The organism is Pantoea sp. BAV 3049, from assembly GCF_009765445.1.
Classification (GTDB): domain Bacteria; phylum Pseudomonadota; class Gammaproteobacteria; order Enterobacterales; family Enterobacteriaceae; genus Erwinia.
Window position 1 is genome coordinate 3294430 of sequence record NZ_WHOY01000031.1, and the last position, 11847, is coordinate 3306276.

9 protein-coding genes are annotated in these 11847 nt (G+C 50.9%); all 9 read right to left on the minus strand.

The genetic code is table 11. From position 1 onward, the window contains the following. Positions 1-10 precede the first annotated feature (10 nt). The 9 genes from rfbA to GSQ70_RS16460 all read right to left on the minus strand — a co-directional run bounded on the left by rfbA (position 11) and on the right by GSQ70_RS16460 (position 11844). On the minus strand, positions 11-886 hold the full coding sequence (gene rfbA / locus GSQ70_RS16420) for a glucose-1-phosphate thymidylyltransferase RfbA (RefSeq protein WP_158783534.1): 876 nt from the start codon (positions 884-886) through the stop codon (positions 11-13). A 49-nt stretch (positions 887-935) separates the two neighbouring features. Further along, positions 936-1823 (minus strand): dTDP-4-dehydrorhamnose reductase, encoded by an 888-nt coding sequence (rfbD, locus tag GSQ70_RS16425; protein ID WP_158783535.1) that lies wholly within the window; start codon positions 1821-1823, stop codon positions 936-938. Then, positions 1823-2902, minus strand: coding sequence for a dTDP-glucose 4,6-dehydratase (rfbB, locus tag GSQ70_RS16430; protein WP_158783536.1), 1080 nt, complete (start codon positions 2900-2902; stop codon positions 1823-1825). The genes rfbD and rfbB overlap by 1 nt, the downstream gene beginning before the upstream one ends. Before the next feature lie 558 nt (positions 2903-3460). Beyond that, the gene (gene galE, locus GSQ70_RS16435; protein WP_158783537.1) at positions 3461-4474 is read right to left on the minus strand and encodes a UDP-glucose 4-epimerase GalE; all 1014 of its coding nucleotides are present in this window, start codon (positions 4472-4474) and stop codon (positions 3461-3463) included. 51 nt (positions 4475-4525) lie between these two features. After that, positions 4526-5422 carry a UTP--glucose-1-phosphate uridylyltransferase GalF gene (galF, locus tag GSQ70_RS16440; protein ID WP_158783538.1) on the minus strand — a complete coding sequence of 299 codons (897 nt, stop codon included), beginning with the start codon at positions 5420-5422 and terminating at the stop codon, positions 4526-4528. A 207-nt stretch (positions 5423-5629) separates the two neighbouring features. Then, positions 5630-6970, minus strand: coding sequence for a lipopolysaccharide biosynthesis protein (locus tag GSQ70_RS16445; protein ID WP_158783539.1), 1341 nt, complete (start codon positions 6968-6970; stop codon positions 5630-5632). Next, positions 6967-8190, minus strand: a complete 1224-nt coding sequence (locus GSQ70_RS16450) for a glycosyltransferase (RefSeq protein WP_158783540.1) — start codon at positions 8188-8190, stop codon at positions 6967-6969. The genes GSQ70_RS16445 and GSQ70_RS16450 overlap by 4 nt, the downstream gene beginning before the upstream one ends. A gap of 9 nt (positions 8191-8199) precedes the next feature. Next, complete coding sequence (gene wcaK / locus GSQ70_RS16455) at positions 8200-9441, minus strand: colanic acid biosynthesis pyruvyl transferase WcaK (RefSeq protein ID WP_158783541.1); 1242 nt, start codon at positions 9439-9441, stop codon at positions 8200-8202. Positions 9442-9627: 186 nt separating this feature from the next. Continuing rightward, positions 9628-11844, minus strand: a complete 2217-nt coding sequence (locus GSQ70_RS16460) for a phage tailspike protein (RefSeq protein WP_158783542.1) — start codon at positions 11842-11844, stop codon at positions 9628-9630. Positions 11845-11847: the final 3 nt, after the last annotated feature.

Genomic DNA, 11847 nt, shown 5'->3' on the forward strand with positions numbered 1-11847 from the left:
ACAACCAAATTTACTTTTTAATCAAATTAAGCAAATACTTACCGTAATCATTTTTACTCAGCGGTTTAGCCAGCGTTTTTAACTGCTCCGCATCAATAAATTTCATACGGTAGGCAATCTCTTCAGGGCAGCATACTTTAAGGCCCTGACGGGTTTCGATCGTCTGGATAAAATTGTTGGCTTCCATCATGCTCTGATGGGTACCGGTATCCAGCCAGGCATGACCACGCCCCATAATCGAAACGGAGAGTTTGCCTTTTTCCATGTAAATACGGTTTACATCGGTAATTTCCAGTTCACCACGTGGTGATGGCTTCAGCGATTTAGCAATTTCCACAACGCTATTATCGTAAAAATACAGGCCGGTTACCGCGTAATTGCTCTTCGGATGCTCAGGTTTCTCCACCAGAGAAATTGCTTTACCATTGTCATCGAACTCAACCACGCCGTAACGTTCCGGATCCTGGACGTGATAGGCAAACACAGTTGCGCCCTGCTTTTTATTGCAGGCTTCTTCAAGCTGTTTCGTCAGGTCATGTCCGTAGAAAATATTATCACCAAGGATTAGCGCACAGGCATCATGACCAATAAATTCTTCGCCAAGAATAAATGCCTGAGCCAGACCGTCAGGACTTTCCTGAACTTTATACTGGATTGTCAGGCCCCACTGTGAACCATCACCGAGCAGGCTTTCAAAACGTGGGGTATCCTGAGGAGTACTGATGATCAGAATGTCACGAATGCCTGCCATCATCAGCGTGCTCAGCGGGTAATAAATCATGGGCTTATCATAGATAGGCAGAAGTTGCTTACTGACTGCCATCGTTACAGGGTAGAGCCTGGTCCCGGATCCGCCCGCTAAGATAATACCTTTATTCTTTGTCATAATGCATTGCACCAATTTAGCCGCATTTTTCAATGCTGAATTTTAGAATTTATCCAATGATTTCAGTGAGCATACGCTCTACACCAACACGCCAGTCTGGCAATGTTAGTTCAAAATTCTGCTGGAATTTCGTGATATCCAGTCGTGAATTAGCAGGTCGCTTAGCCGGGGTCGGGAAGGCAGATGTGGCAACTGGATTGATTTTGCTGACCTGCAGTTCAAGCCCTTTTTCACGGCCTGAACTGATAACATAGGAAGCATATTCATGCCAGGTTGTCGTGCCGCTGGCGATAAGGTGGTATATGCCTGTAAGCCCGGATTGTGCTTTTGCTTTACGAATGGCATGAGCGGTGCAATCTGCAATCAGCTCAGCCCCCGTGGGAGCACCAAACTGGTCATTAATCACTGAGAGCTCATCTCTGTCTTTTGCCAGCTTCAGCATGGTCTTCGCAAAATTATTGCCTTTTGCGGCATAGACCCAGCTGGTACGAAAGATTAAGTAGTTACTGCAGGCTGCTGTAATGGCTTCTTCACCGTCACGCTTGGTTTTGCCGTAAACGCTGAGAGGGTCAGTAGCATCGGTTTCAGCCCATGGCTTATTGCCCTGACCGTTGAAAACATAATCCGTTGAGTAATGAACCAGCAGAGCCCCCACTTTTTCTGCAGCTTCAGCCATTGAGGCCACAGCAGCAGTGTTCAGCACGGCCGCGACTTCCGGTTCAGATTCAGCTTTATCAACTGCGGTATGCGCAGCCGCGTTAACGATGACATCAGGTTTAACGGCCAGAATGGTGGCAGCAATACCGGCAGGGTCCGATAAGTCACCACAGTATTCTGTTGAATGACGATCCAGAGCAATCAGGTTGCCCAGAGGAGCCAGCGCTCGCTGCAACTCCCAGCCAACCTGACCATTTTTACCCAGTAATAGAATCTTCATCAGTCACGCTTCTCGTAGTTTTGTTCAATCCAGCTCTGATAGGCGCCGCTTTTAACGTTATCAATCCATTCATTATTGGTCAGATACCACTGAACAGTTTTACGTAATCCGCTTTCAAAGGTCTCCTGAGGTTTCCACCCAAGATCTTTCTGGATTTTGCTCGAGTCGATGGCGTAACGGCGGTCATGGCCAGGACGATCGTTAACATAAGTAATCAGGTCCGCGTAACGGCCTTCTGTCGGCTTCAGCTCATCGAGCAGTGCACAGACAGTTTCAACAACCTCGAGGTTTTTCTTCTCGTTATGGCCGCCAATATTATAGGTGCTGCCCACTTCCGCTTCAGTAACCACTTTATACAGTGCACGAGCATGATCTTCGACATAGAGCCAGTCGCGGATCTGATCGCCTTTGCCGTAGACAGGCAAGGGCTTTTTCTCCAGCGCGTTGATGATAATCAGCGGAATCAATTTTTCCGGGAAGTGATAGGGGCCATAGTTATTGGAACAGTTGGTAATGATGACAGGCAGCTTGTAGGTGCGCCCCCATGCCCGAACCAGATGGTCGCTCGCTGCTTTAGTGGAAGAGTATGGGCTGCTTGGTGCATAGGGGGTTGTCTCGGTAAACAACGGAAGCTCGCCACTCATCTCATCCGGATGGGGCAAATCGCCATAGACTTCATCCGTCGAGATATGGTGGAAACGGAACGCCTGTTTTTTTTCATCGCTGAGAGCATTCCAGTACTGACGAGTGGCTTCCAGCAGGCTATAAGTACCCACCACGTTGGTCTGTACGAAATCCGCCGGGCCGGTAATGGACCGGTCAACATGGCTTTCCGCCGCCAGGTGCATGATGGCATCCGGTTTTAACTCGTTCATCACTTTGATCAGGCCGTTGGTGTCACAAATATCCAACTGGACGAACTGATAACGCTCACTGTCGCTGACATTTTTAATGGATTCAAGGTTGCCAGCATAGGTCAACTTGTCCACGTTGATAACGGAATCCTGCGTATCCTGGATGATATGTCTTACAACTGCTGAACCAATGAATCCAGCGCCACCAGTGATCAAAATCTTCATATCAGGTCTCTAAACGGAAGTGATTTGGAACAATAACCGTAGATTATTGGGCTATCAGGTCATGTTGATTGAATAAATTTCAGCCATGCTACCGCCCCTGGGTTAGCGGCCCCAGTGTGCAGTCTGAAATTTTAAGCTGAATCCCTGCTTACTTTTCATCTCACTATAGTATGAACAAGCCGCCCTGCTTGTCTAACACTATGAATATAAATCCATTTATTTACCACACCTGAGACAACATGACTCAGAGGTACAACCTGTAATTGTATCATTCAGCAATTATGAAAACTAACTAAAATAAGAATTATCCGGACAGACCCAGTGCGCATAATCAATTATTAGCTCTGTAGCCCTCTGCTGCCTGAACCCGACGGATAAGTGAACAACTCTGCAGATTACAAACGCGACGAAATAGAAAATGCTGTACACCATGCATATTTTATAATCTTTTTAAATTCAATTTTAATGTAGTCGCTTTACCTGAGCTTCTCCTGTGACAGACAGACAAAAGCCCAGCATTTAGCTGGGCTTATATTGTAGTCATAGCATGAATAACTGCTATTTATACCCGTTCGGATTATGGCTCTGCCAGTTCCAGGTATCGCGCATCATCTCATCGATGCCGCGGGAGACACGCCAGTTCAGCTCTTTATCAGCCAGAGAGGCGTCGGCCCAGAACGCGGCGAGGTCGCCATCACGACGTGGAGAGATCTGGTAAGGTACCGGACGGCCGGAGGCTTTTTCAAACGCCTTGACCATTTCCAGGACTGAGTACCCTTCCCCGGCTCCCAGGTTATAAGCTTTATAACCGTTGATGGCAGGCAGGTGGTCCAGTGCTTTCAGGTGGCCTTCGGCCAGGTCCATCACGTGGATGTAATCACGCACGCCGGTACCGTCTTTAGTGGGATAGTCATCACCGAAGATGCCCAACTTCTCCAGACGGCCAATCGCTACCTGAGCAATATAAGGCAGCAGGTTGTTTGGAATACCGTTCGGATCTTCACCAATCTGGCCTGACTCATGCGCACCAACCGGGTTGAAGTAACGCAGGGCGATAACTTTGAAATCAGGGTTCGCTTTAGCGTAATCGCGCAGAATAAATTCCACCATCAGCTTCGACGTGCCGTATGGGCTGGTGGTGCCGCCGATCTGCGTGGTTTCCACATAAGGAACAGGTGCATCCGCACCGTACACGGTGGCAGAAGAACTGAAGATAAACTGGTTCACACCTGCCGCACGCATCTCTTCCAACAGCACCAGTGTGCCGGTGACGTTGTTCTGGTAATATTCCAGCGGCATGCGGGTGGATTCACCCACGGCTTTCAGGCCCGCGAAGTGGATAACAGCAGAGATATCGTGCTGGGCGAACAGGTCGCGCAGGCAGGAACGGTCGAGGATATCACCTTCACAAAAAACCGCTTTTTTGCCGGTCAGCTGTTCTACACGGTTGACCGACTCGCGTGAAGCATTGCTCAGATTGTCCAGTACCACTACGTCATCGCCGCGCTCAAGCAGCGTCAGAACAGTGTGTGAACCGATGTAGCCCGCTCCACCCGTTACTAAAATGGCCATTTTGACTCCTTACCACCGCGCGGCTGCCGCGCGGTCATCGTGAGATTGGGATTATTTAGCGAGGATTTTCTGGATTTCTTCGCGGAACTCACGTCCCTGCGCGTTGTTTCTCAGACCCCATGAAACGAAGGCTTTCATATAACCCAGCTTACGGCCACAGTCAAAACTTGTGCCACTCAGCAGATGGGCGTCAACCGGCTGTTTTTTCGCAAGAGCAGCAATGGCATCGGTCAGCTGGTAACGGCCCCATGCTCCCGGCTCCAGGTTTTCCAGCTCTGCCCAGATATCAGCAGAAAGCACATAACGGCCCACGGCAGCCAGGTCTGAACCCAGCGCCTGAGCATTTTCAGGTTTCTCAACGAAGTCAACGATCTGGCTGGTCTGGCCCGGGTTATCCATCACATCCTGGGTTTTGATCACCGAGTACTCGGACAGATCCGATTCAGGCATATGATGCGCCAGCACCTGACTGCGATGGGTCTCTTCGAAACGCGCCACCATGGCGGCCAGGTTATAACGCAGTGGATCGGCAGTAGAGTCATCCAGCAGCACATCTGGCAGGACCACCACAAAAGCGTCATCGTGCAGCATCGGGCGTGCGCACAGGATGGAGTTGGCCAGGCCCAGCGGCTGTGGCTGGCGCACGTTCATGATAGTCACGCCCGGTGGGCAGATAGACTGAACCTCGCTCAGCAGCGAACGCTTAACGCGCGCTTCCAACAGGGCTTCCAGCTCGTAAGAGGTGTCAAAGTGGTTTTCAACTGCATTCTTGGACGCATGAGTGACCAGCACAATTTCCTTGATACCTGCAGCCACGCACTCGTCGATGATGTACTGGATCATCGGCTTGTCCACGACTGGCAGCATCTCTTTAGGAATGGCTTTTGTAGCAGGGAGCATGTGCATACCCAGACCCGCAACGGGGATAACTGCTTTAAGCTTGGTCATATTTTTTCCATATAAATGAAGTAAAAAACGTTCAACGATTATGCATTAAAGAGATGATTAGCAAGTATAATCTTAATCTGAAAATTTCGCAGCCGCTGGCCTTCAAATTAGCGACAGATCACAGACAATCGCCACGAAATCTGTTTTTCCCGGCAATAAAAAAGGCAACCCCCTGAGGGGTCACCTTTTTATTATCTGGCTTTCAGATTATAACCAACCGGTAAACCATTCCGGCAACACAAATAAATTGTAATAACTGACCAGCCCCATGATCCCGACAAACACCATCGAGACGGAAACCCACTGACGGGCATAAGGCATGAAGCGAATGCCAATCACCGGTTTGATAAAGAACGGGTGGGCAAAGGCTGAAATCAGCACCTGAGAGATCGACAGCGTCAGCGCCACGTACCAGACATTTGGATAAATCCAGGTGGTCGCCAGCACCAGCACCACAATGATGCTCGCCACGATATTCCAGTAGAACTCGACGTTGGTCCGGCCGTTTGCCTGCGATATCGCTCCGGTCAGGCCGCCCATCGGACGCAGCATACCAAACAGCAGCATCAGAGGGATCAGGTGTCCTACCGCCTCGTGCGAGGAGCCGTACAGCACCCGGACAATCACCGGCGACAGAATACCGATAGCCAGATACATCAGGCTGCTGAACAGCATAATCGCCAGCGTGCCTTTCAGGAACAGCTTCTGCAGCTGCTCCGGTTCGTGTTGTTTCTCCGCAAAGCGTGGCAGCGCCAGACGGTTGATCACCGGTGAGACCAGCTTCAGCGGCTGCAGCACCAGCTCCTTCGCCAGCGAGTAAATCCCCAGCATTTCCGCGCCCATCACTTTACCGACGATCAGGGAGTCAGCCTGAGTACGCAGCTGGTTAATTGTCTGGGAACCCAACTGATAAACGCCATATTTGATCGAGCTGAAGAACGTGGCCTTATCAAATTCAAAGGTAGGCCGCCAGGATTTTTCACCAAACCAGATCATGCAAAGAATACGCATAGCGGCATTGGAAAATAAACCGAGAATTACAGCTGAAACATTGAGCGAAGAGTAATAAAGCATCCCGACGGTGAATGCAAACGCCAGGAATTTCGTCACCATCTCTATTTTAGCCAGCAGAATCATCTTCTTGGCTTTAATAAAGTGTGCCTGATATTGCGACAGTGAGCCGAGCACCAGGAAATTCAGGCTGGTCAGCATAATCAGACCAGTCAGCTGCGGGATATGGTAGAAATACGCAATCGGCCAGGCGATGGCGATTAACAGCAAACCAGTCAGCAGGCTGAGCAGTACATTCACCCAGTAGATGGTGCTCTGTTCTTTACGGGTGATGTTCTGGCGGTGAACGATATAGCTGCTCATCCCCATATCCTGTAGCACCATGGCCACCGCGAGGATAGCGTTGATAATGGCGAGGATACCCAGTTCATGGGCTTCCAGTTTTCGTGCCAGCACGCCTAACTGCACCACCTGTAACGCGGCGGCAAAACAGGTACCGCCAAACAGCCATACGGCCTGGGACTTTAAACTACTCACGCAAGTTGCTCCAGAAGTTCAGCCAGCTGGCGGTAAGCAATGTGCTGGTTGAATTCCGTTTCCACCTTTTGACGTGCTGCCGCCACCACTGGTGCGATATCCACATCGCTTTTAGCCAGTTTTAACAGGATCTCTGCAAGCGCACGGGCATCGCCCTCTGGCGCCAGCCAGCCTGAAACATTATTTTCGATCAGTTCAGGAATACCGCTGTGGTCGCTGGAGACCACTGGCAGGCCCACGGCCATCGCTTCCATCAGCGCCACCGGGATCCCCTCCATATCACCGTCCGCTGCGGTCAACGAAGGCAGCAGGAAAATATCCGCTTCGTCAAGGTAGCGTTTGATCTCTTCCTGCGGCCTGAAGCCCACCATTTTCACGCAGTCTTCCAGATTGGCTGAGCGAATGGTATTGCGCAGCTCCTCTTCCATATCACCGTTACCAACAATGGTGTATTCAAAGTTAGCGCCCTGCTCTTTCAGGTGCTTGCAGGCTTCTACCGCCACACCTAACCCTTTCTTCTCGGTCAGACGGGCCACCGAAACGATACGTAGCGGCGAATGCAGACCATCCCGAACTTTGAGATTGAATTTCTCCGGCTCGATACCCATCCGCGTCACATGGATCTTCTCCGGCGGACAACCCATGGCGATCAGTTTATTTTCCCACAGATGGCTGATCGGCAGCAGCAGTTCGGTCTGGCGGAACAGGTTGGTGTAGTCCAGCTTATGCTCCTCCAGAATATGGCGGCGGGAAATATCCGCGCCATGGAACACCGTAGCCTGCTTGCCGCGCAGCACGTTCAGTTCGCGCAGCTTGTTCGCCAGCGCACCGGCATAACCAAAATGCACGAGAAATACGTCAGCGATGAAGGTCTGCTTCGCCCCGGCCACAATGGCCGGTAGCAGAAGTTTGCTGGACTGGGCGCCGTAGCGCCCGATGTTAAGCGATCGTATGGTGGTCGGACTGAGCATTTTCGGCAGCACAATCTTCAGACGCTGCTTGAGCTTCTCGGCGTTAGAAGAAGTGTCTTCCGGCAGCAGATAGTGGGTTTTCTCAGCCAGATTGTAGCTGTCAAACGCACCATGTCGGTTATCCAGGTCGCCCGGGAAGACGGAGATGATCTCCACGTCATAGCCCTGATCGATAAAATACGTTACCTGATTCAGGACAAAGGTCTCGGACGCCACCGGAAAACGCATTGTGAAAAACGTAAGTTTCATCTGTTCACCCTAAACTCTGACGACGTCTTCAGTTATGGTGTTGCCAAGCACCCGCTCCTGAGCGACAGCGCTGTCAACCTGTTGTTTAACCGCTTCATAATTTTCGAGAATGCCGTAAACTTTGCTGATAATCGTTCCGTCCATCAGGCTCTTAACGTCCGATGCCATTTCTGGCAGTCCAAGCTGGTTCATCACGCCCAGTGATTTGTGCTCATAATTGATGGCAACGGCCGGCGTGCCAAAATTCATGGAAATAATGGTCGAATGCAAACGGGTTCCGATGGTGAGATGGCATTCACTCAACAGCACACCCAGCTCCAGATCGTTAAATTCATCCATTGCCACATGATATTTATCTTTTTCAACCACATGGTCGCGCAGCGTGATGGCCACCATACGGTCATCAATATAACCATCGATACCAGTACAGGTCGAGAGAGCCACCACATGATAACCCCGCGCAATCATCGCGTTGATCATCTTGCCAAACGCTACCTCATATTCCTGCTGCGTTACGCCAAGACGTTTATCAAAGGGTGCCAACTGACGAACGGTAATCGCAATGGTTTTTGTGGCAGCAATTTTCTTTTGCCAGTGCAGAAGGCTGTGTCCAGGCTGATCTACCGTTCGGGCACGAACCAAAAAGGCGGTATCAACACCGGCGAGCACTTTTTCCGTGGTGATATTACCCTGCTTCATCATCTCCAGACTCACGCTCTCGCGCAGCACCAGGCTGTTAACGCGGGAAAAGACGAAGTTGGCAATCTCGTTAAATCTTTCCTTCTGGAAAGGCCCCACGCTGTGCCCTACCAGATAAACAGGCTTCTTTGCCAGTAACGCGCAAAGTGAATGCTCAAACTGTAACGGACCATACAGGTCAACAAAGAATGAGCCACCAACCTGAATGACCGCATCATACTGCTTCAGCTTGTCGGTAAAATCCTGCAGGTATTTCGGCACGGAGAAAAACTTAAAGATGCCCTTGCCGCTGATATGCGCCATCATGATTTTCGGCATCAGACGACGTTTGACCTTATCGGTCAGTTTGTTCTTTCCCTTTTTGGTTTCGAGGAAAAGTTCATCGGGCATAATTTCCTGCTGAAGCAGATAGCCTGAACTGGTTGGGTAGCGACTGATGACATCAATTTCCAGATCGTTCCTTGCAAGGTTAAGCGAGTCAATGAGGCCACGTAATATGGCACCATCACCACGGTTACCACAGGTATGATTGCCAACTAATAAAATCTTCATAAGAACTCCAGAAAAAAGCTTTTCATCCCACAGGGCTAAGCCACCCATAACAGACTGATAAACATATATTTTTAACTAATGTATTCACCCGGTGAAAACTTTTAGCATCATTCGGAGCGCCCCCTGTCAGAGAGACCCGAGAATAGTCAGGAGCGGCTGACCCTGTCAGGCACCGCCCCCAAATTTTTACTTCCTGATAGCAAAATAGGGCACAGCAACCTGCTGGCCGTTTATAACCATCGAAATGTAGCCTTCCGCTTTGGAGGTATCGACCTCTTCCACTTTCAGCACACGTGACTGCATCAGCAGATCGCCCTGCTCATTGGCACCGATACCGGCTTTGCCGTTGTGCAGGGTAAAACGCTGAACGGCGCGGTGAGCGTTATCGCCAGATGGCTGTTTGACTTCCGCCATTTTGCTGTCGAAACGAGCACAGGAACCGGTCAGAAAACGATCTTTCGCGGTGGACTTCATCAGTACGCCAGCAGACGCTAACCAGCCTGCCAGTTTGACGTAGACGCGAACGTCGGTGTCATACGGTGTCTCAATCATCACATCGACGATCGGACTGGCGCCTTCCGCGTGCCAGCTCGCTTCAAACTTATGCGTTTTACGCTGCAGGTTGATGATCGCCTTACCACCGGTGGAGATACCATCGACCACCTTCTCCAGCGTATTTTTACCGGTGCCATTGCTGAAACCGGCCTGACCGAAGATCTCGACTTCCCAGTTATCCCCCACTTCGGGGCTGTAGATATTGCCGAGTTCGTACCACTTTTCCTGGTTGGTGTTGTTCACCAGACAGAAACGTGAGGTCAGGTAGTTGTACTTCATGCTGCCATCAACGGCGACGCCATAGGATTCAACGCGCGTTGACCCCTGCTCGAAGGCGCTCAGCCAGGCACCGTCGGCGCGTGAGTTATCAATCCAGCTCCCGGCCTGCAGATTAGTCTGGCGCATGTTCAGTCGCGAGTTGTGCGCAATCAGCGGGTTTTTACAGGTCTCCAGGCTCAGCGCATCAATAATCCACTGGCCGTTAGAGATGTTGCCCGGATTCTCCGAGTGTTCAATCCAGCCGTTATGGATCAGCGACTGGCTGCAGCGATCGAGGTTCAGCACCATACCTTTTGAACAGTGCTGCGCGTTAAAGTTGGACAGCTCGATAGCCGTGCTGTGATCCCACTTGCCGGTCTTCTGACCTGACCAGACTGACTTGATCACATCGCCGGTACACTTGCTGGCGTACCATTGATCGATCTTACAGTCGAGGGTATCCATCAGGCTCAGCGCGGTGCCACCCAGCGCATTGAAGCGCAGACAGGCCCCGCGGAAGAACTGGCCGCCCGGACATTTATTATCAAAGAAGCCCTGCTCATTTGGGCGGCCGTCGGTCTGGCCATTAACAATCAGGTTGCTAATTTCCACCCATCGGGCGTTGACCTGGAAAATAAAATCAGACTTGCCGTCTGAGACAATGGTGGTCGCCGGGAAGTAACCGAAGTTGACCATTGCCCCGGAGATACGGAAGAAGCGGGTTGTCTCTTTCGCAAAATTACAGCCGCTGACGAAGAAGGTTCCTGCAGGGAACTGCACGCAAATCTGCTGGTTAGACTTCTGCGACCAGTCATACATTGCCCGGATAGCCGGTGCAGCATCGGTCTTACCGTCATCAATGGCACCGAAATCAAACAGGGTCAGATGGTTAAAATCCTGTACCACACGACGCCAGTGGAAATCAGCCCCTGAGAAGATCACACCGCCATCGTCCGGCGCGGCGCTAAGGCTGCCAACAAATTCGCCGCCACCCTCTTCCTGACCGTCGTGCCAGCTGCTGAGCTTCACCTTCGCACCTTCAAAAAGTGGGCGGGTCTGGCGTAATTCAGCGACCGAACCAATTTCACCAATCAGCTGATAGCCTGCGGGCTGCGCGAGGCGCTGGCTGAAGTTATTGGCCCCCGGACGGCTGACGTCCGGAATGTTGAACAGCACGTGGCCATTGTCATCCACCACCGCCATTGAGTGGGCCGGATTGGCGATCAATGCAGCGTTATCTGAGATAAAATGCTGAAAATTACCCCGGTTTAGCGTCACCGGCTGCTCAATTTTCGATAACTTACCGCTGGCGTTACGCAGGAACAGATCGGTCAGGTTACCCGGTCGGGTTGGGTCTGTACCGGCCTTGCCGATATAGAGTTTGCCGTTGAAATTCTTCCAGAAACGATCCGGCATGGTATAGATATTTTCCGGTGTCAGGATCGGCACATCTTCCTTTGGTATATCACCCGCATTGACGTCCGTCAGTGAAACGGAAGCATTCTTTTGCGCGGCCTGGCTGGAAAACGAACTCACAGAAAGGGCTGCAAGAATCGATGAGAACCCGGTAATTAATTCTCTTCTTTTCATTCA

What these genes read in the sequence shown, in the direction of transcription:
- rfbA (WP_158783534.1), bottom strand. Translation starts at nt 886, where the DNA reads ATGACAAAGAATAAAGGTATTATCTTAGCGGGCGGATCCGGGACCAGG.
- rfbD (WP_158783535.1), bottom strand. Translation starts at nt 1,823, where the DNA reads ATGAAGATTCTATTACTGGGTAAAAATGGTCAGGTTGGCTGGGAGTTG.
- galE (WP_158783537.1), bottom strand. Translation starts at nt 4,474, where the DNA reads ATGGCCATTTTAGTAACGGGTGGAGCGGGCTACATCGGTTCACACACT.
- GSQ70_RS16460 (WP_158783542.1), bottom strand. Translation starts at nt 11,844, where the DNA reads ATGAAAAGAAGAGAATTAATTACCGGGTTCTCATCGATTCTTGCAGCC.
- wcaK (WP_158783541.1), bottom strand. Translation starts at nt 9,441, where the DNA reads ATGAAGATTTTATTAGTTGGCAATCATACCTGTGGTAACCGTGGTGAT.
- rfbB (WP_158783536.1), bottom strand. Translation starts at nt 2,902, where the DNA reads ATGAAGATTTTGATCACTGGTGGCGCTGGATTCATTGGTTCAGCAGTT.
- galF (WP_158783538.1), bottom strand. Translation starts at nt 5,422, where the DNA reads ATGACCAAGCTTAAAGCAGTTATCCCCGTTGCGGGTCTGGGTATGCAC.
- GSQ70_RS16450 (WP_158783540.1), bottom strand. Translation starts at nt 8,190, where the DNA reads ATGAAACTTACGTTTTTCACAATGCGTTTTCCGGTGGCGTCCGAGACC.